Source organism: Rhodococcus sp. 14-2496-1d (assembly GCF_002259365.1).
In the GTDB taxonomy this organism is placed as follows: Bacteria; Actinomycetota; Actinomycetes; order Mycobacteriales; family Mycobacteriaceae; genus Rhodococcoides.
In genome coordinates, this window is the sequence record NZ_NPFV01000029.1 from 576,445 (window position 1) to 598,187 (window position 21,743).

General features: G+C 66.4%; 18 protein-coding genes. 6 read left to right on the forward strand and 12 right to left on the reverse strand.

From position 1 onward, the window contains the following. The first annotated feature begins 51 nt into the window (after nt 1-51). Both CH296_RS24060 and CH296_RS24065 read left to right on the forward strand, forming a co-directional pair. Entirely contained in the window at nt 52-555 is a 504-nt protein-coding gene (locus CH296_RS24060) for a hypothetical protein (RefSeq protein WP_094657030.1), read from the forward strand. Continuing rightward, nucleotides 552-992: a ferritin-like domain-containing protein gene (locus CH296_RS24065; RefSeq protein ID WP_094657029.1), complete on the forward strand. Its 441-nt coding sequence runs from the start codon at nt 552-554 to the stop codon at nt 990-992. The genes CH296_RS24060 and CH296_RS24065 overlap by 4 nt, the downstream gene beginning before the upstream one ends. Here CH296_RS24065 and CH296_RS24070 read toward each other — a convergent pair. Further along, nucleotides 955-2,409 (reverse strand): MFS transporter, encoded by a 1,455-nt coding sequence (locus tag CH296_RS24070; RefSeq protein WP_094685855.1) that lies wholly within the window; start codon nt 2,407-2,409, stop codon nt 955-957. The genes CH296_RS24065 and CH296_RS24070 overlap by 38 nt on opposite strands. An 83-nt stretch (nt 2,410-2,492) precedes the next feature. On the opposite strand from CH296_RS24070, the gene CH296_RS24075 reads away from it, so the two are divergent. Further along, complete coding sequence (locus CH296_RS24075) at nt 2,493-3,107, forward strand: TetR/AcrR family transcriptional regulator (RefSeq protein ID WP_045195533.1); 615 nt, start codon at nt 2,493-2,495, stop codon at nt 3,105-3,107. Nucleotides 3,108-3,110: 3 nt separating this feature from the next. On the opposite strand, the gene CH296_RS24080 is transcribed toward CH296_RS24075, so the two are convergent. Both CH296_RS24080 and CH296_RS24085 read right to left on the reverse strand, forming a co-directional pair. Beyond that, nucleotides 3,111-4,835: an acyl-CoA dehydrogenase family protein gene (locus CH296_RS24080; RefSeq protein WP_094685856.1), complete on the reverse strand. Its 1,725-nt coding sequence runs from the start codon at nt 4,833-4,835 to the stop codon at nt 3,111-3,113. A gap of 75 nt (nt 4,836-4,910) precedes the next feature. Then, entirely contained in the window at nt 4,911-6,662 is a 1,752-nt protein-coding gene (locus CH296_RS24085) for a proline--tRNA ligase (protein WP_094685857.1), read from the reverse strand. A gap of 69 nt (nt 6,663-6,731) precedes the next feature. Here CH296_RS24085 and yaaA point away from each other — a divergent pair, with 69 nt between their 5' ends. From yaaA to mgtE, 3 genes are read left to right on the forward strand one after another with little or no spacing between them, the layout of a single operon-like run. Next, on the forward strand, nt 6,732-7,475 hold the full coding sequence (gene yaaA / locus CH296_RS24090) for a peroxide stress protein YaaA (RefSeq protein WP_094631764.1): 744 nt from the start codon (nt 6,732-6,734) through the stop codon (nt 7,473-7,475). Then, nucleotides 7,472-8,683 carry a DUF2786 domain-containing protein gene (locus CH296_RS24095; RefSeq protein ID WP_094657026.1) on the forward strand — a complete coding sequence of 404 codons (1,212 nt, stop codon included), beginning with the start codon at nt 7,472-7,474 and terminating at the stop codon, nt 8,681-8,683. Before yaaA ends, CH296_RS24095 begins: the two co-directional genes overlap by 4 nt. A 42-nt stretch (nt 8,684-8,725) precedes the next feature. After that, nucleotides 8,726-10,072, forward strand: coding sequence for a magnesium transporter (mgtE, locus tag CH296_RS24100; RefSeq protein WP_094638050.1), 1,347 nt, complete (start codon nt 8,726-8,728; stop codon nt 10,070-10,072). Nucleotides 10,073-10,085: 13 nt separating this feature from the next. Here mgtE and CH296_RS24105 read toward each other — a convergent pair whose 3' ends face one another. Genes CH296_RS24105 through CH296_RS24145 form a run of 9 tightly spaced genes read right to left on the reverse strand, consistent with a single transcriptional unit; the run spans nt 10,086 to nt 21,723 of the window. Further along, entirely contained in the window at nt 10,086-11,573 is a 1,488-nt protein-coding gene (locus CH296_RS24105) for an MFS transporter (protein ID WP_179277818.1), read from the reverse strand. A 7-nt stretch (nt 11,574-11,580) separates the two neighbouring features. Beyond that, the gene (cobA, locus tag CH296_RS24110; RefSeq protein WP_373453529.1) at nt 11,581-12,816 is read right to left on the reverse strand and encodes a uroporphyrinogen-III C-methyltransferase; all 1,236 of its coding nucleotides are present in this window, start codon (nt 12,814-12,816) and stop codon (nt 11,581-11,583) included. Between the two features lie 11 nt (nt 12,817-12,827). Continuing rightward, a complete protein-coding gene (locus CH296_RS24115; protein ID WP_094685859.1) occupies nt 12,828-14,510 on the reverse strand; it encodes an ATP-binding cassette domain-containing protein in 1,683 nt (560 codons plus the stop codon). A 53-nt stretch (nt 14,511-14,563) separates the two neighbouring features. Next, on the reverse strand, nt 14,564-16,231 hold the full coding sequence (locus CH296_RS24120; RefSeq protein ID WP_179277805.1) for an alkaline phosphatase D family protein: 1,668 nt from the start codon (nt 16,229-16,231) through the stop codon (nt 14,564-14,566). A gap of 57 nt (nt 16,232-16,288) precedes the next feature. Next, nucleotides 16,289-17,305 carry a zinc-binding alcohol dehydrogenase family protein gene (locus CH296_RS24125; RefSeq protein ID WP_094685861.1) on the reverse strand — a complete coding sequence of 339 codons (1,017 nt, stop codon included), beginning with the start codon at nt 17,303-17,305 and terminating at the stop codon, nt 16,289-16,291. Between the two features lie 2 nt (nt 17,306-17,307). Continuing rightward, the gene (locus tag CH296_RS24130; RefSeq protein ID WP_045195548.1) at nt 17,308-17,694 is read right to left on the reverse strand and encodes a cobalamin biosynthesis protein; all 387 of its coding nucleotides are present in this window, start codon (nt 17,692-17,694) and stop codon (nt 17,308-17,310) included. A 13-nt stretch (nt 17,695-17,707) separates the two neighbouring features. Continuing rightward, the gene (locus CH296_RS24135) at nt 17,708-19,138 is read right to left on the reverse strand and encodes a cobyrinate a,c-diamide synthase (protein ID WP_094682853.1); all 1,431 of its coding nucleotides are present in this window, start codon (nt 19,136-19,138) and stop codon (nt 17,708-17,710) included. Further along, entirely contained in the window at nt 19,132-19,752 is a 621-nt protein-coding gene (gene cobO, locus CH296_RS24140) for a cob(I)yrinic acid a,c-diamide adenosyltransferase (protein ID WP_032397822.1), read from the reverse strand. Before cobO ends, CH296_RS24135 begins: the two co-directional genes overlap by 7 nt. A 9-nt stretch (nt 19,753-19,761) precedes the next feature. Beyond that, nucleotides 19,762-21,723 (reverse strand): magnesium chelatase subunit D family protein, encoded by a 1,962-nt coding sequence (locus tag CH296_RS24145; protein WP_094685964.1) that lies wholly within the window; start codon nt 21,721-21,723, stop codon nt 19,762-19,764. Between the last annotated feature and the right edge of the window lie 20 nt (nt 21,724-21,743).

Below are 21,743 nucleotides of genomic sequence, written 5' to 3' on the forward strand. Positions count from 1 at the left end.
CGACACACGGGCACGGCGCGTGCCGGCGCGGCGGTCTGGCACGATATCGGAGTGCCAACGCCGACCGTCCCCTTCGCGCTCAGTCGCCGCGGGTTGTTCCGACTCGCCGGTGCCGCCGTACTGTCGGCGACCACCGTTTCCACGATGGCGGCCTGCGGCAGAGAAGAGATCTCCGGCCCTGCCCTCGATACCCTGACCGCGCAGTTGCGCGCAGCCCGAGCCGATGCCGCCGATGCGGCCGCGGCCGCGGCCGTGATCGCCGACTACGCGGCCGCACTCGGAATCGTTGCGGCGCAGCGGACCGAACACGCCGATGCGCTCGACACCGAGATCGCCCGCGCCACCGGCACCTCGACCGACACGTCGTCGGTCACGGCTCCCACCACACCGGCTCCCACGACGCCGCCGCCCGACCTGGCCGCCGTACGGGAGATGTTGACTGCGTCCGCTCGCAGCGCAGCGGATGCGGCTCGCAACGAAAGTGGTTACCGGGCAGGGCTTCTCGGATCGATCAGCGCCTCGTGCACCGTCTCGGCCCTGGTGGTTCTGGCATGAGCGATCTCGGTCCGGAACAGCAAGGCCTGGTCGATGCCCTGCACGCGGAGTACGCGGCGGTGTTCGCCTACGGCGTCGTCGCGGCGTTCTCCAACCCGACGCGCGCCGAGCTGGTGGCGTCGAACACTGCCGCTCACCGCGCGCGCCGAGACGCGACCATCGATGCGCTCCAGGCGGCGAGCGTCACTGTGCCACTGCCCGATCCGGCGTACGCGTCCCCGTTCCCGGTGACCGACGCGATCTCGGCTGCGCAGTTGGCCGCGCAGGCGGAGATCGATACGAGCATCGCGTGGCGTTCGTCCATCGAACGCAGCCAGTCGGGAGCGACCCGCGACATGGCAGTGCAGGCACTGACCGACGCCGCGGTTCGCCTCGCGACGTGGCAGCAGATTCTGGGCGTCAGTCCGTCGTCGACGGCATTTCCCGGCCAACCGTGATCGCGCCTGCCGGTCCGGCGGAACGTCCCGGCATGAACAGCGCCGCCACGAGTCCGATCGCCACTGCCCCTGCACCGACCAGCAGTGCCGGTGCCAGGGCGTCGGTGTAACCGGTGGGCGTCAGTGATCCACCCGCTCCGATGAACACCGCAGTCAGCACCGCGATGCCGAGCGCGATACCCACCTCCCGCACGGTGGAGTTCGCGCTGCTCGCGGTGGCGTGATCGTCATCCTTCATATCGCGCAGCACCGCCGTGGCGGACGGAGCGAACGTCAGTCCCATGCCCACTCCGGCCATCAGCAACGCCGGGACCATCGCCGGGTACTCGGTATCGGGTCCCAGAATCAGCGCCATCCACACGAGCGAGACCGACTGCAGCGCCAGGCCGCCGACCAGTAGTCCGCGCAGGCCGACGCGCCCGGCGAGCAGACCGGCGATCGGTGCGACCACCATCGGTGCGGCAGTCCACGGCAGGGTGCGTAGTCCGGCCTGGAACGGCGTGTAGTTCATGACGATCTGCAGGTACTGCGCGAGGAGGAACACCGCGCCGAACATGCCGAGCGAGAACATGATTCCGATGATGTTGGCGATGGTGAAGCTGCGCGAACGGAACAGGGCAAGGGGCAGCACCGAGTATCGGGTGCGCGAGGCACGCAGGACGAAGGCCACGAGCAGTACCGCCGAGCCGATGAAGCCGGCGAGCACCGTCGCCGACGCCCACCCGTCGTCGTTGCCGTGCACCACCGCCCAGATCAGGAGGAAGACTCCGCCGCCCGAGAGGAGCACGCCGAGCAGATCCAGCGGTTGGCTACGCCCTGCGGTTTCCTTCAGCGCGATGTACGCCAGCGGTATTGCGACGAGTGCCACCGGTACGTTGATCCAGAAGATCGCCTGCCATGAGATCCCGTCGACGACGGCTCCGCCGACCACCGGCCCCAGTGCGACGCCGAGGCCGGAGACTCCTCCCCAGATCCCGATTGCCATCGCACGCTTGCCCACCGGCACGACCGCGGCGAGCAGGGCCAGGGACAAGGGCATGATCGCGGCAGCACCGATTCCTTGTACTGCGCGTGCCGCGATGAGCATCGCTGGAGTCGTGGCGAGCGCGCTGGCAACGGAGGCGGCGGTGAAGACGGCGATTCCGCCGAGGAACACCGCGCGTCTGCCCCATCGGTCACCGAGCGTCGCCGCTGTGAGCATGAACGTCGCGAAGCTGAGGGTGTACGCGTTGAGGAACCACTGCAGTTGTCCGACAGAGGCGTTCAGGTCCTGCTGGATGACCGGGAGTGCACTGGTCATCACGAGATTGTCGAGCGTTGCCATGAACATGGGCAGGGATGCTGCGACGATGCCGAGCCACACCGGAACGTTCCGAGTGGCCGGTTGCACTGCAGGCGGAGAGGTTGTGGCGGTCATGGTGGACGTCCCGTCTCGGAGCTTGTAAGCATCGAATGATTACTTAATCCAGACCGTAAGTTATCGACTGATAACCTGTCAACATGTCCGACGCCTCGATCGCCAAGCCCAGAGCCACCCGGATGGACGCGGCCGACCGCCGCGAACTCGTCCTCGACGCCGCGACACAGGCGTTCGCACGCGGGGGTTACGCCGGAACGAGTACCGACGCAGTGGCGAAACTGGCCGGCGTATCGCAGCCGTACGTGGTCCGTATGTTCGGAACCAAGGTCGAACTGTTCCGGCTCGTGTTCCAACGCTCCATCGACGGCATCATGACGGCGTTCGACCGAGTTCTGGCTTCGGGCCCCCTCGACCCGGCCGACGACCGGACCTGGGCCGACCTCGGGGGTGCCTACGCCGACCTGGTGGCCGATCGCGACCTGTTGATGGTCATGATGCACGGGTTCGGCGCAGGTGCGGTACCCGAGATCGGCCGGCAGGCCCGAGAAGGAATGGGCGCGATCTACAGCCAGATCCGCAACGGAACGGGCTGTTCGGAAGATCAGGCACGCGCGTTCATCGCGCACGGAATGCTGCTCAACGTCCTGATGTCGATGCAGGCACCGGAGCATCCCGAGGACAGCGCCGGACTGCACGAGATGACGATGTGCGCGTTCGGGACGAAGCTCGTTCCGACCGATCCCGGAGCGCTGTGACGATCAGGGACGCATCTCGTACCGACCGTCGTACGAGACGACCTCGTTCCAGACCGTCTCGAAACGGCCTTCGTCGACCACCGGCTTGCGAATCGCATCCAGAGCCCACTGCTGTTGCGCAGCAGTCGACGACGGCTTCCCGTACAGCGCGACGGCGTAACCGGAGAAGTCCCTGATCTGGAAATCGAAGATCTGGTCCATCATCTCGGTCGAGATCTCGTCGGCCTGCTCGAGCAGAAGGTGACCGTAGACGACGAGCGAGAACAGGTGGCCGACCACGAGCAGGAAGTCGAGGTCCTTCTGCTGCGCTTCGTCGGGCGCACACTCGGCGAGAAACGACCTGAACGCCTGCGCCTGCTCGTAGAACCGTCCGACATTGGGGATACCGGAGTGCTTCCGGTACATCGGATTCCAGTCGTGGAACCGCACCGAACTCGCACCCCTTGCCGGGCCCTGAGCGAAGAAGAAGCTGTCGTCCACCGGCTCGGTCCGAGTGCCGACATCGGGGTAGTCGGTGGGCGAGAACATGTAGGCAGGCATGAACTTGAGCATCAGGGCGACGTTGACGTGCACGGTGCCCTCGAGTTTGGGAAGTGTTCCGATCAACTGGGCTGCCTCACGGAAGTAGGTGTTCTTCTCGTACCCCTTGGCCGCGATGACGTCGTGCAACAAACGGACGACCGTTTCGCCCTCCGAGGTGACCTTGGCCTTGGTCATCGGATTGAACAGGAGGTAGCGCCGATCCTCGGCTCCCGCGCCGCGGAAGTAGTCCAGCGCCCGAGCACTGAACAGCTTCATGGCGATCAGACGCGAGTAGCCGTCGACGAATGCGCTGCGCACGTGCGGGAAGTCGGTGACGCGATTGCCGTACAGAATTCGGTTGTTCGCGTGCGTGATCGCCTCGTAGAACGCGTGCTCGCAGATGCCGATGGAGCCGGTGCAGAGGTTGAACTTGCCGACGTTGACCGTGTTCAGCGCGGCCGAGAACGCATCGGCACCGGTGTGCAGGATGTCCTGCTGCCGCACGGGGTAGTTCTCGAGCGCGAACGTGCTGACGTACATCTGCCCGTGGACGACGCTCTCGCGAAGCCGATAGGCCGGATGCGAGCTGTCGGCCACGAAGAACACGTACGAATCGGGTCCGTCCACGTCGGTGCGTCGGCCGAACACCGAGACCATGCCCGCAACGTTGCCGTTTCCGATGTAGTACTTCTCCCCCGACGCGGTGAACTCGAGCTCGGAGTCCTCGGACGCGGGCGTCAACAGCATGTCCGTGGAGTAGACATCGGCTCCGTGTGCGCGCTCGGACAGTCCGAACGCCATCACACCGCCGCGGTCCAGCTCGCGTGCGGCGCGGCGTTTGGCGTCGTCGTTGGCACTCATCCAGATGGGGCCCAGACCCAGCACGGTGACCTGCCAGGTGTACCAGTAGGCCAGTCCGTAGAACCCGAGAACCTCGCTCAGGGCAGCGTTGCGTGCAGCGTCCCACCGCGTATTCGGCGATCCCTCCGCGTACGCGGCGGGCGTGGAGAAGGTAGCGAACAGCTTCTTCTCGGCGACGAATTCGAGAAAGTCGGCCGGCCAGACGCTGTCCAGATCGTCGGCCAGGAGTCTGCCCTTGCCTCGACTTTCGAACCACTCGATCAGTGCGCGCAGTTGTCGGCGAGATTCCTCGTCCAGTTCGGCCGGATCGAACGTTGTCGGATCGAACAGCGCATACTGAGCCACGGTGTGACCTCTCCTAGTCGGTGACCCGAAGCTACCAGCGGGTAAACGACCGCGCAGAAAGATCGCGAGACTGTCCTACGGTGTGCGCCGCACGGCCTCGACGATCCCCTCGACCGCCGAGTCGATGTCGAGTTCGCGACTCTCACCGGTGAAGCGATCACGGATCTCGACCTTGCCGTCGGCCCAACCGCGGCCGAGAACGACCACCAGCGGAACACCGATCAGTTCCGAGTCCTTGAACTTCACTCCGGGCGAGGCCTTGCGATCGTCGAACAGCACCTCGATGCCCTGGGAATCGAGTTGTGTCGCAATGGATTCCGCACCCGCTCGCGCAGCGTCGTCCTTGTTCGCGATCACCAGGTGGACATCGGCAGGTGCAACCTCCAGCGGCCACCGCAGACCCTTGTCGTCGTGCATCTGCTCGGCGATCACGGCGACCAGACGCGAGACGCCGACGCCGTAGGAACCCTGAGTCAGGCGAACCGGCTTGCCGGTCTCACCGAGGACGTCGACAGAGAACGCATCGGTGTACTTGTAGCCGAGCTGGAAGATGTGTCCGATCTCGATTCCGCGAGCACTGACGAGCGGTCCACGACCGTCGGGAGACATGTCGCCGTCACGCACCTCGGCTGCTTCGATGGTGCCGTCGGGAACGAAATCGCGACCGGCGACAAGGTTCACCACGTGCTTGCCCTTGACGTCCGCGCCGGTGATCCACGACGTGCCGTCGACCACCCGGGGATCGACGAGGTACCGAACTCCGTTGGCCTGCAAGGCACGAGGCCCGATGTACCCCTTGACGAGGAACGGATTGGCCGCGAAGTCCGCGTCGGTGAGCAGAGCGAATTCGGCAGGCTCGAGTGACGCTTCGAGGCGCTTCTCGTCCACCTCGCGGTCACCGGGCAGGCCGATGGCGAGCAGTTCCCACTCCCCTTCGGCACCCCGCACCTTGAGCAGGATGTTCTTGAGTGTGTCCGCGCCGGTGACGGTGCGTCCGAGATCTGCGGAGTTGGCCCACTCCACCAGGGTCGCGATGGTGGGGGTGTCACCGGTCTCGTGATCGACGGCAGCGGGCTGCCCTTCGATCGGCAGCGGCGCAGGTGCCGGCGTGGTGACGGCCTCGACATTGGCCGCGTATCCCGACTCGATGCAGCGCACGTAGGTGTCCTCACCGATGTCGCTCTCGGCCAGGAATTCCTCGGAGGCGCTGCCTCCCATGGCACCGGACGTCGCGGCGACGATGACGTAGCTGACCCCGAGGCGGGCGAAGATGCGCTGGTACGCCTCACGGTGGGCGGCGTAGGACTTCTTCAGTCCGTCCTCGTCCATGTCGAAGGAGTACGAGTCCTTCATCACGAACTCGCGGCCACGCAGAATGCCGGCGCGGGGACGCTCTTCGTCGCGGTACTTGGTCTGAATCTGGTAGAGCGTGACCGGCAGGTCCTTGTACGAATTGTACTCGGCCTTGACCGTCAGCGCGAACAGTTCCTCGTGCGTGGGACCGAGCAGCATGTCGTTGCCCTTGCGATCCTGCAACCGGAACAGGGCGTCGCCGTATTCGGTCCACCGATTGGTGGTCTCGTACGGCTCGCGCGGCAGCAGTGCGGGCAGGGATATCTCCTGCGCACCGATGGCGTTCATCTCCTCGCGCACGACACGCTCGACCTGCCGAAGCACCCGCAGACCCAGCGGCAACCAGGAGTAGACGCCCGGCGCGATACGGCGGACGTAACCGGCGCGGACCAACAACTTGTGACTGTCGACCTCGGCGTCGGCCGGGTCGTCGCGAAGGGTACGAAGGAACAACTGCGAAAGACGGGTGATCACAGGTTGTCAGACTAGTCGCTCACGCAGTGCCTGTGAGCAGGCGGCCGTGCAGTGAGTAGCCTCGAGCCCGTGCTGATTCTGCTGCCTCCCTCCGAGACGAAGTCCGACGGCGGTTCCGGAGCACCCCTGGATCTGGACCGACTGTCGTTGCCCTCGCTGACGCCGCTTCGTCGAAAGCTCGCCGACGCGCTGGTGGAACTGTCCAGCGACGTCGACGCATCGATCACGGCGCTCGGCCTCGGCCCCACTCAGGTCGACGAGATCGAACGCAACGCCCGGTTGTGGACCTCACCCACCACACCTGCGCTGCAGCGGTACACCGGCGTGCTCTACGACGCCCTCGACGCGGCGTCGTTCACCCGTGCCGGTCGGGCCAGAGCGAACGCGAGGCTGTGGATCGGCTCGGCACTGTTCGGGGCCGTCCGTGCCTCCGATCCGATTCCGTCCTACCGTCTCTCCGGTGGCTCGACCGTTCCGAATTTCGGGACGCTGCGATCACATTGGAAGCCCGAACTCTCCGATGCCATCGACGCCGAGGACGAGGGGATCGTCGTCGACCTGCGATCGGGCACCTATCAGCAACTCGGTCCCGTCCCGGGCGCGATCACCGCAACGGTGCTCACCGAGAAGCCCGACGGCAGCCGATCGGTGGTGAGCCACTTCAACAAGCATCACAAGGGTCTGCTGGCACGCGCATTGACCCTGACCACCGCCGAGCCGAAGGACGTGAAAGCTGTTGCGCGCGTTGCGTCCAAGGCCGGCCTTCGGGTCGAAGTGGCGTCGAGCACCGAATTGATCGTGCTCACCGAATGAACGACATTCCGGGACTGCTCCGCCTCGGTGCCGACGCATCGGTCGGCAAGACCAGGAGCCAGCGCGTCGCCGACGACGTCGCGGATCGGCTGGTGTCGATGGACGCGACCGAACTCGGCTCTCGGGCGCTGACGAACATGATCGAGGCGATGTACGAAAACGGCTGGCAGCCCATGGATCTGGTGCATGTCGTGCGGCGTCAGCACACGGTGGCCGTGGCCGATCTCGCTGCCGCGGTGCTGCTGCATCAGGCCGACCTCACCGACGCCGATGCACGGGCCCCGCAGGACTGGGTGGATCAGATGTCCACGATCTGTGAGCAGTTCCCCAAGGTTGCGGCGCGGGTGGAGGCCACGCCCGATTTCCTGACCGCGTACCTGGCCTCCTCGGGTAAGTCCGATTACATCGCCGCCAGTGATCAGTGGCTCGACGTGCTCACCCTGCTCGGCCGATGGCAGACGCTGCCCCGGTGGCCTCAACTCGGCCCCAAGCCGTCCCAGTGGCCGCGCACTCGTCCCACGGTGACCGGTGTCGCCGGTACCGACTCACCGAACACCAAGATGCTGAGCAAGATTCGCGGACTGCTGGCCAAGGCCGACGCCACGGATTTCGAGGAGGAGGCCGAGACACTGACGGCCAAGGCACAGGAGTTGATGACGCGCTACTCCATCGACACCATGCTGCTCTCTCAGGGCCACATCGACATTCACGGCCGACGGGTACATGTCGACGGCCCCCATGCGCCCGCCAAGGCGCAACTGCTGCACGTCGTCGCAACCGCCAACCGCGTCAAGGCGATCTGGGATCCGGAGTTCGCCGTCGCAACCCTGGTCGGGGCTCCGGTGGACGTGGAACAGACCGAGTTGCTGTTCACCTCGCTGCTGGTTCAGGCAACGCGCGCCCTCGGGCATTCACCGCAGGCGAAGAAGCGCAAGAAAGCCGGATCGGCGGCGTTCGGCAAGGCGTTTCTGTACGCCTATGCCGTCCGCATCGGAGACCGCCTCACCGATGCCGACGCTCTCGCACTCGAAGAGGCCAGTCACGAATCAGGTGATCTGCTACCGATTCTCGCCGCGCAGACCGTCGCCGTCGAAGCCGAGTTCGATCGACTGTTCCCGACGGCGAAGCCGATGCGCGGCCCCCGCCTGGACGCCGAGGGCTGGGATTCGGGGCAGGCTGCGGCGGATCGAGCGGACCTCTCGCGCTGAGGTGTTCGAGTCCACCGCTCGTACGCAAGGCAAAATGGTTCCGTGCCCGAAACTCTCGACGACATCATGACCCGTACGTCCGATCTGCTGACCGACCGCGACATGGCCGCCCTGTCCACTCTGATGGCCGAGCTGTCGACCACCGATGCGGTGCGCATGCTCGAGCGGGTCGACTCGTCTCGACGAGCGGTGTTGTTTCGTCTGCTGCCGAAGGACGAAGCGGTCACGGTCTTCGAGCGGTTCGACGCCACCGTTCGCGGCGAGTTGTTCGAGAGTCTTCGCAGTGACGATGTGATCGCTCTGTTCGAGGATCTCGACCCCGACGACCGTGTCGAACTGCTCGACGAACTCCCCTCCAACGTGGCACATCGACTGTTGGTTGGCCTGTCCCCCGACGAGCGCGCGCTCACCGCGCCCATGCTCGGGTACGAGCGCGGGTCGGTCGGTCGCCGCATGAGCCCGGAGTTCGTTCGGCTGCGCAGTGCCGCGACCACTGCCGACGCACTCGATGCCGTGCGACGCACCGGCTCGGACGCCGAGTCGGTGTACCTGTTACCGATCACCGACGATCACCGAACTCTGCTGGGGGTGGTGACCCTCGCCGATCTGGCGACTGCGGCACCGACCACTCCCGTCGGCAAGCTGTATTCGGATCATCCGGTGGTCAAGGCCGATTCGTCGGCGGAGGAAGCTGCCCGGCTGTGCTTCGAGCACCGCAGTCCTGCGGTGGTCGTGGTCGATTCCGAGCAACGGCTGATCGGCATTCTCACCCTCGAGCAGTCGTCACGAATCCTGGAAGAAGCCGAGGACGAGGACGCTGCCCGCGCCGGCGGCTCGGAGCCGCTGCGCAGACCGTATCTGTCGACGCCTGTGCTGTCCATCGTTCGCTCCCGCGTCGTGTGGTTGCTGGTGCTGGCCCTGTCGGCGATCCTCACGGTGCAGGTGCTCGAGATCTTCGAGCACGCGCTCGCCGCCGTCGTCACTCTCGCGCTGTTCATTCCGCTGCTGACCGGAACCGGCGGCAACACCGGCTCGCAGGCCGCCACCACCGTCACGCGGGCACTCGCGCTCGGTGACGTGCGACCGCGAGACATAGCCGCGGTGTTGTTTCGCGAGATTCGGGTCGGAGCGACGATGGGTGCGATGCTCGGCACCCTCGGCTTCGTGATCGCAGGACTCGTCTACGACTGGCACCTCGGGCTCGTCATCGGTACGACGCTGTTGTCGATCTGCACACTCGCAGCCACTGTCGGCGGAGCGATGCCGCTGATCGCCAGGAAGATCGGTGTCGACCCGGCGGTCTTCTCGACACCCTTCATCTCCACCTTCTGCGACGCGACGGGATTGATCGTCTACTTCCTCATCGCCAAGGCCGTCCTCGGCGTGTGATCGGCGCTGCTCGTTACCCCTTCTGGGCGTTTTCCTGAGCGGCCTGGGCCTGTGCGACCTGCTGCGGGGTGAAACGAATGAACACCGCAGCGATTCCCGCGACCACGGCGCAGACGGCGCAGCAGAACAGCGCGAACATGTAGCCCGAGCTCAACGCATCGAGCTGGGTGTCGTTCATCAGCGTCGCCGGTCCGGAAATGCCGCCCAACGACAGGGTGCGGGAGGTCACCAGCGCGCCGATCACGGCCAGCGCCAAGGGCCCGCCGAGGGTCTGAGCAACCAGGGCGATGGCGGTCAAGGGGCCGATCTCGGTGGGGCTCACTCCGGCGATGGCGCACAGCGGGAGCGGCACGACCGTCAGGCCGACGCCGAATCCGATGCCGATGACGGGGAAGAACAGGCCGGGGAAGTACGACGAGTCCGCGTTCATGGTCGCAACCGACACCATCAGCCAACCGACCATGATGACGGCACCGCTCAGAATCAGCCACCGTGGGGCGATGCGCGTCACCAGCTGCGAGGCCAGGAATGCGGCGGCACCGAGCCCGAAGGCGAACGGCACGAACGCCAGGCCCGCGTGCAACGGGCTGTATCCCAGGATGTCCTGAACGAACAGTGCCACGTACGCGGCGAGGCAGAACATCACCCCACCGGCGAAGAAGATGGCCACGAACGTCGCCACGCGGTCTCGGCTGCCGAACAGCGAGAACGGAAGCAGTGGGTTGTCGGCGCGTCGCTCGACCATCAGGAACAACCCGAGGAACAGCAGGCCGGCGAGCAGCGAGACGATGACGATCGGGTTGGTCCAGCCCAGTTCGGTGCCCTCGCTCAGAGCCAACACGACGCCGGTGCAGCCGAGCGTCGCCAGAATCGCTCCCGGCACGTCGAGCGGTAGTCTCGCCCCCACCGTCTCCTGCAGCGACACGACTGCGAGCACCACGATGACGACACCGATGGGCACGTTGATCAGGAAGATCCACCGCCACGACACCTCGGTCAACGCACCGCCGATGATCAGCCCGGCGATGGAGCCGACACCGGTCATGGCCGCGTAGATCGCGATGGCCTGATTTCGAACCGGGCCCGGCGCGAACGTGGTCGCCACCAACGCGAACGCCGTGGGCGACGCCACCGCGGCTCCGACGCCTTGGAGCGCACGAGCCGCTACCAGCGTCGCCTCGTTGACCGCGAGCCCGCACAGCAGGGAGGCGACGGTGAACAGTACGACGCCGGCCAGGAACATCTTCTTGCGGCCGAAGGCGTCGCCGAGTCTGCCGCCCAGGAGCATCAGCCCGCCGAAGGCGAGGGCGTACGAAGTGAGCACCCAGTTGCGTCCGGCATCGGAGAGACCCAGATCGGCCTGCAACGGTGCCAGAGCGAGATTGGCGACGGTGCCGTCGAGCACCACCATCAACTGCAGGCCGCTCAGGACGATGATCGCCAACCCGAACGCGCGGGTCGTCACCGGGTACTTGACCTCGGCGCTGGAGGTATCGGGCATCGATGATTCAGGCACGGGCGTTCACGTTACCGGCGTGTACAGAGAAACCGGCAACGGTTCCGATGACCACGATGGCCGGAGGCCTGATCTCCGCGTCGCGAACAGCATCGGCGACGGTGCTCAGAGTGGCGCGCACTTCGCGCTGGGTGCGCATGGTGCCTTCCTGAACGACGATCACCGGCGTGTCGGACGGCCGACCACCGGCGATGAGAACGTCGGCGAACAGACCGATGCGTTCGACGGCCATCAGCAGCACGATGGTGCCCTTGAGCTTGGCCAGCGCATTCCAGTCCACGAGCGAATCGGGGTGGTCGGGTGCCACGTGGCCGCTGACGACGACGAACTCGTGGGTGACGGCGCGGTGCGTCACCGGTATCCCGGCGGACGAGGGCACCGAGATGGCGCTGGTGATTCCAGGCACCACCGTGACCGGGATTCCCTCGGCGGCGAGCGCTTCGAGTTCTTCGTATCCCCGACCGAACACGTAGGGGTCGCCGCCCTTGAGCCGGACGACGAACTTGCCTGCCTTCGCGCCGTCGATCAGCGCCTGGTTGATGGCCTCCTGCGCCATCGCGCGGCCGTACGGAATCTTCGAGGCATCGATGACCTCCACGTGCGGACCCAATTCAGCGAGCAGCTCGGGCGGTGCGAGCCGATCGGCCACCACGACGTCGGCGTAGGCGAGCAACCTGCGGCCGCGGACGGTGATGAGGTCCGGATCGCCCGGTCCCCCACCCACCAGTGCCACGCCGGTCAACGGCGCATGCGCCGAATCGGCGACCACACCGGACTGCAGAGCGTCGATCACGGCATTGCGCACCGCGGCCGATCGACGGTGCTCACCGCCGGCGAGGACACCGAGGGTCAGCCCGTCCCATTCGGCCGACGCCGGGGTGACGGCGGTGCCGTCCTTGGCGATATCGGCTCTCACGCAGAAGATCCTGGACGCGGTGGCCTCGGCGACGATCGCGATGTTGGTCTCGGCCTCGTCGGTGCAGGCGACGGCGTACCAGGCGTCGGCGAGGTCGCCCTCTCGATAGTCACGCAACTCCATCGTCACCTGTCCGAAGGTCGCCATCGCCTCGACTGCCGGTGTGGCCTCGCGCGTGATGACGTGCACCGCAGCGCCGCAGGAGATGAGCAGTGGCAATCGACGCTGCGCGACGGTGCCGCCACCGACCACGACGACGCGTCGACCTTCCAGATTGAGGCCGACCAGATAGGGAGAGTCAGTCGCGTTCACGAGAGGAAACGCTACCGCGCGCGCTGCACCCGCTTTTCGTCCCATACGGGCTCGTCGGATTCGTAGGCCTGACCGGTGCTGCCGAACACGAGAAATCGGTCGAAGCTGCGGGCGAACCACCGGTCGTGCGTCACGGCGATGACGGTGCCGTCGAACGCGGCGATCGCGTCTTCGAGTGCATCGGCGGACATGAGGTCGAGGTTGTCGGTCGGCTCGTCCAGCAGCAAAAGGGTGGCACCGGACAGTTCGAGCAGCAGAATCTGCACGCGCGCCTGTTGGCCGCCGGAGAGGTTGTCGTAGGACTGCTCGGCGGCTCGGGCCAGACCGTAGCGGTCCAATGCCCGTCCTGCGGCCTCGCGGCCCATACCGTCACGATGTTCGTTGCCCATGTGCAAGATGTCGAGCAGCGTGTTGCCCGCGAGATCCGGACGAGTGTGGGTCTGCGCGAACAGACCGGGCCGGACGCGAGCGCCGAGCACCGCGGTGCCGGTGTGCGGAACCGGATCGAGTGCCAGTTCTTGAACCGGCTCGTGCTCCTTCTCGGGATCGGTGCCACCGTTGGCCAGCAACCTGAGGAAATGCGATTTACCGGAACCGTTGGAGCCCAACACCGCAACGCGGTCGCCGTACCAGATCTCGGCGTCGAAGGGCTTCATCAGTCCGGTCAGTTCCAGCGCCGTACACACCAACGCGCGCTTGGCTGTTCGGCCGCCACGCAGCCGAACGGTGACGTGCTGCTTCAGCGGCACCGCCTCGGGCGGCCCGGCCTCCTCGAACTTGGCCAACCGAGTCTGCGACGCGTGGTAGCGAGCAGCGACACCGTCGTTGAACTTGGCCTTCTCCCGCAGGCGCAGCACCAGCGCCCGAAGTTTCACCAGTTCCTCGTCCCACCGCCGTCGTAGTTCGTCGAGCCGAGCATTCCGGTCCTCACGCGCGGCGTGATAGGTCGCGAACCCGCCGCCGTGCACCCACGAGGTGGCCCCGCTGACGCCCGGTTCCAGCGTCACGATCCGGTTCGCGGCGTTGGCGATGAGTTCCCGGTCGTGGCTGATGAACAGGACGGACTTGTCGGAGTCGCGGATGGTCGCTTCGAGCCAGCGCTTGCCCGGCACATCGAGGTAGTTGTCCGGCTCGTCGAGAAGGAGCAGATTGTCCGAGCCGGCGAACAGAGCCTCGAGCACGAGACGCTTCTGCTCGCCGCCACTGAGGGTCGACGCAGCGCGCCACTTCGCGCGGTCGAACGGCATTCCGAGTGCAGCAGTGGTGACCTTGTCCCAGAACGGTTCGAGGTCGTAACCGCCGACGTCACCCCAATCCGAGAGGGCCTGCGCGTATTTCATCTGGGTCTTCTCGTCGTCGACCTCGATCATCGTGTTCTCGGCGGCGTCGAGGGCCGCAGCGGCCGTCTGCACGGCCGGCGACGCAACCGACAGCAGCAGATCACGCACGGTCGAGTCGTCTCGCAGCTGACCGACGAATTGCCGCATCACCCCGAGCGAGCCCGAACTCGACACCGATCCTTCGTCGGGGGTCTCGTCCCCCGCGATGATCCGCGTCAGTGTCGTCTTGCCGGTTCCGTTGGGACCGATCAACGCCGTCTTGGCACCGTCGCCGACGCGAAACCCGACACCGTTGAGCAGCTGCCGTCCGTCGGGCAGGAAGTAGACGATGTCGTTCAGTTCGAGGTGGGCCACAACGAACCAGCCAACCTCATCGGCCCGGCGATGGCCAATCGTTTACTCGCCCGCTAGGCGAGGGCCAGGACCGACGTCTCGGTGAGCACCTGTTTGCCCGCATCGTCGACGTGCGCGTGGTGCACCCGCAACCGAGCCGAGTCGCCGTGCAGGGTCAGCAACATGACACCGTTGTCGAACCAGGGGCCCGCCTCGGCCTCCCACTCGACACCGGACGGGCCCACGTGTGCCGCCCGCGCCAGCTTCGACAGAATGCGTGCAGCGGGACGTTTGATGGCCAGCTTGTTGACGGCGCGAATCGGCAGATCGAGCGGATTGCGGAACGGCGACATGGTCAGCTGATACGTGGCCGGTACCTCGCGCCCGCCGACCCCGAAGTCCGCGTTCGCCACGTACGAGCAGTGCACGTCGCCCGAGAGCCACATGATCGAGGCGGGTGTGTTCTCGCCGCGAGAGAGCTCACGCGTCAACGCCGCCATGTCGTTGAAGGAATTGGTGAAGGCCGCCCAGTGTTCGAGGTCGAGGCCGATCCGCATCTTCTCGGCAACCTTCGCCGACACCGACCCCCAACTGCCCTGTGCCACGGCCTCGTTCCACTGTTCGAGGTAGTGCAGGGCGGGCAGCATGAGGTAGGGCAACGACGACCCGAACAGCAGATGTCGCGGGGTCTTCTCGAGTGCGCGCTCGCGTACCCACGCCCACTCCTTCTCGTCGACCATCTCTCTGTTGTTCGGATCCAGATTCCGCGAGCACCGCGAGTCGATCATGATCAGCCGCGTGTCGCCGAAATCTCGGTAGAAGCTCCATCGTCCGGTCTCGGGCCTGCGGTCGACACGTAACGCGAAGTCGGCCAACAGCTTCTCCCGCTCGGCGTCGGTGTCGGCAGCCCGAACTGCGGCGTACATCTCGTCCTGCGCCAGCTCCTTGGGCGAGAGGTTGCCCAGGTGCTGGTACACCCAGTACGACGAGTACGCGCCGACCACACGATCGTTCCACCACGGCCGTGTCACGATGTCCCGACGCCAGGAGGCCGACGAGTTCCAGTCGTCGCGCAGATCGTGGTCGTCGAGGATCATGCACGACGGGATGCTCGCCATCAGAGTCCGTACCGGCTCGAGTCCCCACGATTCCCGGTACAGCCAGGAGTACTCCTCGAAATCGCAGATCTCGTTCTCCGCGTCGGTACCGATGGCGCTCTGCGGTCCCTCGCCCGAGCTTCGGCGCGCCTGGAGTCGTTCGACGATCTCCGGGGACGGGTCGTCGGCGTAGACCTGGTCACCGAGGAGCAACAGCGCCTGCGGCCATCGACTCGGATCCTGCTCGATCAGCGCGTTGCCCAGCCCGGCCAAGGCGTCGGCCCCGATCTGCTTCAAGGATTCTTCGCTGTAGTTGTCACCGCGCCGACACGAGCCGAAGGCCAACGTGACGGGTCCCTCGGCGTCGACGGTGTGGATGGCCGCCGTCCGACCTTCCGGGGGCCACACGCGACGCTCGTCGACGAACACCTCGTAGTTCACCGTTGCGTTGGCCGGCAGTCCTTCGAGCGGTACCAGCGCGTAGTGGTGGCCGTGCACTCCCCACGTTCGTTCGGAACCCCGGACGCCGGCGTCGGTGACCACGGAAACCGTCGACGATTCGGCCATCTCGAACCACAGGGTCGCCGTCTCGGTGCCGACGTACCGGACGATCGGGCCGAGCAGGACGATGCTGTCGGAAGTCATTGGATCCACATTGCCTGCGTCGGCCCGCTTTCGCCAGTCGGTGGCGCGGATCGGTCCTCAGGAACGGGCTGCGACCACGACCTTTCCCCGTACGTGTCCGGTCTCGAGCAACCGGTGTGCTTCGCGTAGCTGCTCGGCGTCGATCGGAGAGAGGAGCGTCGTCGCGGTCGTCCGCACCGAACCCGCATCGACGAGTTCGGCCACCCTGGTCAGTAGCTCGTGCTGACGAATCAGATCCGTAGTCTCGTGCATCGGGCGAGCGAACATGAATTCCCAGTGCCAGGAGATCGCCTTCGTCTTCAGCGGGAGAACGTCGAGTGTCTCGGGATCGTCGATCGCCACTATCTGTCCGAACGGCGTCAACAGGTCTGCATAGATCTCGACCTGGCCGGCGGAATGGGCAGTGAACACGTAGTCGATGCCGTCCGGTGCCACTCGGCGTACTTCGTCGCGAAGATCGCGGTGGTGATCGACCACCTCGGCTGCTCCGAGAGAACGAACCCACTCCACCGCGTCCTCACCCGCTGCCGTCGCGATCGCGCGCACACCAGGAACCAGGGTCCGAAGTAGTTGCAGCACAACAGATCCCACACCTCCGGTGGCACCGACCATCAGCAAGGTTCCGGTGGTCTCGGCAGTGATGCGGAGCTTGTCGAACAGTCCTTCCCATGCGGTGATCACGGTCAGCGGTAACGCCGCGGCCTGTGCGAAATCGAGGGTCGTCGGCTTCTTCGCCACGATGCGTTCGTCCACCGCATGGAACTGCGAGTCGGTCCCGGGTCGGCCGATGTCTCCCGCGTAGTAGACCTCGTCCCCCGGCGCGAACATGTTGACGTCGGCGCCGACAGCGCGCACCACACCAGCGGCGTCGAACCCGAGCACCTTCGGCTCGCCCTGCGGATCGTTGCCGGCACGGACCTTGACATCGACCGGGTTCACCGACACGGCTCGCACCTCGACCAGCAGGTCTCGCGGCCGCATGGCGGGCACGTCGACGACCACATCGGTGAGGCTGGCGGGGTCGTCGATCGGAAGCGAGCGGGTGTAGGCAACGGCTGTCATCGTCTCGGTCATACCTACAGGATGGCCCGAACCCCCGGTCCACCGTCAAGGCAGAGCTCGACCACGGCAACGGTGACACCGGCCGAACCGAACCTGGGCACCGTCAACTGCGTCGAACCGCCGGCCAGCAATGCCGCCGCCTCGGCGACGCTGGCACTTCCGACGGCGCGGAGCACCCGAACCGATGTCGTCGGCGTGACGACGGTCGACAGTTCCCTCGCCGAGTAGGTCACTCCCCGAACCCCCATGCTCGACGCCACCGCCGCCACCAGTTCTGCTTTCCGGTCGATCGAGGCGATGGCCTCGACACGCCAGTCCGGTTGCAGCACCGTGGCGATCGCGGCCACGACGGCGGCGGAGCCGACGCCGGCTCGGGCACCGATTCCGACGACCACCCGCATCTCGCGACCTCTCTTACACGCGCGCGTAATCGACGGCGGCCGAGACGAATCGGGTGATCGACTCGGAATTGCCTGCGGCATGGGTGTGCAGATACGACGCGTGGACGCCGCCCTGCACGAAGCCCTCGCGCACTGCAGTTCTGCCGTCGGGGTTCTGCCTGTGCCAGCCCCAGGCGGCCGGCACCGCCTCGCGCACGTCCCTGGATCGGTTCGTTCCTGCAGGCTCCACTCCCACGACGAGCTTCGTGCGATGGAACTCGTGGCCGGTGACGCGGGTACCGGCGTCGAACAGTGTCGACGATTCGAGGGCAACCGCGTCGCGGTATCCCAGAGTGAGGGTGTTCCCGAATTCCGCGTCCACATCGACGACCCCGGCCATGGCATGACCGTCCAATCGCCTTGCCAGATAGAGCAATCCGGCGCATTCGGCGTGGATCGGCAATCCCTGGGCCGCCGCGGCTCGAATGTCGGCGAGCAACACCTCGTTCGCCGACAGTGCGGCTGCGTGTTCCTCCGGGAATCCGCCGGGTAGTACGACTCCTGCTGTGCCGGTGGGCAACCCGTCACGCAGCGGGTCGAAGACGGCCACATCGGCCCCGGCCGCGCGGAGCAGTTCGACGTGTTCGGTGTAGCCGAAGGTGAATGCCGGTCCACCCGCCACCGCTATCACGGGCGATCCCTCGCAGGTGCGTACCTCGTCCTCCGGGGACCACTGCGGCGCGGTCACCGACGATCGAGCCAGTGCGCTCACAGCCTCGATGTCGACGAATCGGGAGACCAGGGCGCTCATCGCGTCCACGGCATCGGTTGCGGCACCACCGTGTTCGACCGCGGTGATCAGCCCCAGGTGCCGTGACGGGACGACCAGTTCGCTCATGCGCGGCAGCGCGCCGAGTACCGGAACACCCACCCGTTCGCACGCTTGACGCAACACGTCCTCGTGCCGCTGACTGCCGACGCGATTGAGAATCACACCCCCGATGCGGACGCTGGCATCGAACGTCGAGAACCCGTGCAGCACCGCGGCGAGCGACTGACTGTGCCCGCGGGCGTCGACCACCAGGATCACCGGCGCACCGAGCATCGCGGCCACCCGTGCGGTCGATCCCTCGGCAGACGCCTCCCCCGGGCCGGTCATGTCGATCTTGCCGTCGAACAGTCCCATGACGCCCTCGACGACCGCGATGTCGCAGCCTCGACTGCCGTGTCGGAACAAGGGGCCGATGCGGTCGGCACCGACCATCACGGCGTCGAGGTTGCGGCCGGGGAGCCCGGCGGCGAGCGAGTGATAACCGGGGTCGATGTAGTCCGGCCCCACCTTGAACGGGGCGACGGTGCGGCCGGCACTGCGCAGCGCACCCATCAGCCCGGTTGCCACCGTCGTCTTCCCGCTGCCCGACGCGGGGGCCGCAATGACCACGGCGGGGCACGACGGAGTCACCATTCGATGCCTCGCTGTCCTTTGCGGCCGGCATCCATCGGGTGCTTGACCTTTGCCATCTCGGTCACGAGATCCGCGGCCTCGATCAGCTCATGGGGCGCATCCCGTCCGGTGATGACGACGTGTTGGTTGCCCGGTCGATGGGTCAGAACCTCGACCACCTCCGCGACGTCGACCCAACCCCATTTGAGCGGGTAGGTGAACTCGTCCAACACGTAGAAGCGGTGTGACTCCTGCTCGATCCGCCGGGCGATCTCCCGCCAACCCTCTGCTGCCGCCTCGGCGTGGTCGACGTCGCTGCCCTTCTTGCGGGTCCACGACCACCCCTCGCCCATCTTGTGCCATTCGACGGCTCCGCCGACCCCGGTGCTCTCGTGCAGGTCGCCGAGTGTGCGAAACGCCGCTTCCTCGCCGACCTTCCACTTGGCGCTCTTGACGAACTGGAACACTCCGACGTCGAATCCTTGATTCCAGGCCCGCAACGCCATCCCGAATGCGGCCGTCGATTTCCCCTTGCCCGGTCCGGTGTGCACCGCGAGCACGGGCAGATTGCGGCGCTGACGCGTCGTGAGGCCGTCCTGCGGAACGGTTCCGGGAGCCGGTACACCCTGAGGCATCGCGTACTCCTACGCCGCTGCGCGAACGACAGCGGCGACCTGCTCGGCCGACAGGTCCGCGAGGGCCACGTAGCCACCGCCGAGGCACGCCGCGAAATCGGAAGCGAGTCCGAGGCGGACCATTCCCGATTCGCAGTCCACCACGACGGAGGCGATCTTGTCCGACGCGATGCGCCGGGCGGCAATGCGGGCCCGGCCGACCGGATCGGTACCGCCGGTGGCCCGTCCGTCGGTGAGCGCGACCAGCAGAGCGCGGCGCAGCGGATCTCGAACACGCTCTCGCAGAACGAGTTCACGCGCCTGCAGAAATCCCTGCGCCAGTGGCGACCTACCGCCGGTCTTCATCTTCCGCAATCGAGTGACGGCCACGTCCACCGACGACGTCGGTGGCAGTACGGTCTCGGCTTGCGTGCCGCGCACCGTGATCACGGCAACCTTGTCGCGGCGCTGATACGCATCGCGCAGCAGCGACAGCACCGCACCGGTCACCGCGGAGAGCCGATCTCGCGCAGCCATCGATCCCGAGGCGTCGACGACGAAGACGATCAGGTTGCCTTCACGCCCCTCCTTGATCGCGCCCCGCAGGTCCGCGGGCTCTAGCTTCAACCGGCCGGCGGTGCGGCCGCGGACGACCTGCTGCTCGGCCGCGGCGAAGAGGGTGCCCACCAGGTGCAGACCTCTGCCTGGCTCGACAGTGGGCCGTACCGACCGTCCGTGCGAGGACCGCGACCGCGACCGTCGGCCGGGCGCGCCCTCGCCCACTCCTGGAACCTCGAGCAACCGCGCTCTGAACTGTGCTCCCGGCGTGCCTGCCTGCTTCTCGCTGCCGGCACCCGAGGACGGCGGTGGTTGCTTCGACTCGTCGCGTGAATCGGAGGACTCGGAGTCGGAGGACTGGGACTGGGACTGGGACCCATCGTCTGGGGCCTCGGGCTCGGGCGCTCCCCCGCCGTCGGGATCGGGCTCCGGGTCGGGATCGGGCTCCGGGTCGGGTTGTTGCTCGGCCTGTTCCGCAGCGTCGCGCATGGCGTCGTCCAACTGCTTGTCGTCGATTCCCGGCTCGTCGAAGGGGTCGCGCCGACGCCGGTGCGGCAGAGCCAGTTCGGCGGCGATTCGCACGTCTTCCTCGGCCACCTCGCTCGCCCCTCGCCAGGCGGCGTGCGCGGACGCGGTACGCGCCAGCACCAGATCGGCGCGCATGCCGTCGACGTCGAAGGAGGCACACAGCGCGGCGATACGACGAAGTTCCTTGTCGCTCAACACCACGTCGTCGAGAATCTTCCGGGCGGCCAGAATCTGCTCGGCCACGGCGATGTCGTCGTTGCGGAACTCTGCGGCGAACGCGTGCGGATCACGCTCGTAGTTCATCCGGCGGCGGACGACGTTCATGCGGACGTCCACGTCCCGCGATGCCGTCACCTCAACTGCCAGACCGAACCGGTCGAGCAGCTGCGGACGTAGCTCGCCCTCCTCGGGATTCATCGTGCCGACGAGCACGAATTGTGCAGGGTGAGAATGAGATACACCGTCCCGCTCGACGTGTACCCGGCCCATCGCGGCCGCGTCGAGCAGCACGTCGACCAGATGATCGTGCAGCAGGTTCACTTCGTCGACGTAGAGCACACCACGGTGCGCGGCCGCGAGGAGACCGGGTTGAAACGCACGTTCGCCGTCGCGCAGAACCTTCTCGAGGTCGATGGACCCCACCACTCGGTCCTCGGTTGCGCCCACCGGAAGTTCGACGAGTTTCGCCGGGCGCGACCCGTCCTCGTCGTCCACGGCGGGCAGTAGGGTCGCGAGCGCGCGCACCACCGTCGATTTCGCGGTGCCCTTTTCTCCTCGAACCAGTACGCCGCCGATACCGGGGTGTACGGCGCACAGAATCAGCGACAACCTCAGCTGATCCTGACCGACGATCGCACTGAACGGATATCCCGGTTCGGGAACACTCCCATTTCGCTGCACAGCCAATTCCCTTCGTGCCCGGAGTT

Excerpts from the sequence above, each read along its gene's own strand:
- CH296_RS24065 (WP_094657029.1), top strand. The coding sequence starts at position 552 with ATGAGCGATCTCGGTCCGGAACAGCAAGGCCTGGTCGATGCCCTGCAC.
- CH296_RS24130 (WP_045195548.1), bottom strand. The coding sequence starts at position 17,694 with ATGCGGGTGGTCGTCGGAATCGGTGCCCGAGCCGGCGTCGGCTCCGCC.
- CH296_RS24070 (WP_094685855.1), bottom strand. The coding sequence starts at position 2,409 with ATGACCGCCACAACCTCTCCGCCTGCAGTGCAACCGGCCACTCGGAAC.
- CH296_RS24125 (WP_094685861.1), bottom strand. The coding sequence starts at position 17,305 with ATGACCGAGACGATGACAGCCGTTGCCTACACCCGCTCGCTTCCGATC.
- CH296_RS24135 (WP_094682853.1), bottom strand. The coding sequence starts at position 19,138 with ATGGTGACTCCGTCGTGCCCCGCCGTGGTCATTGCGGCCCCCGCGTCG.
- CH296_RS24105 (WP_179277818.1), bottom strand. The coding sequence starts at position 11,573 with ATGCCCGATACCTCCAGCGCCGAGGTCAAGTACCCGGTGACGACCCGC.
- cobO (WP_032397822.1), bottom strand. The coding sequence starts at position 19,752 with ATGCCTCAGGGTGTACCGGCTCCCGGAACCGTTCCGCAGGACGGCCTC.
- CH296_RS24075 (WP_045195533.1), top strand. The coding sequence starts at position 2,493 with ATGTCCGACGCCTCGATCGCCAAGCCCAGAGCCACCCGGATGGACGCG.
- CH296_RS24120 (WP_179277805.1), bottom strand. The coding sequence starts at position 16,231 with ATGACTTCCGACAGCATCGTCCTGCTCGGCCCGATCGTCCGGTACGTC.
- CH296_RS24095 (WP_094657026.1), top strand. The coding sequence starts at position 7,472 with ATGAACGACATTCCGGGACTGCTCCGCCTCGGTGCCGACGCATCGGTC.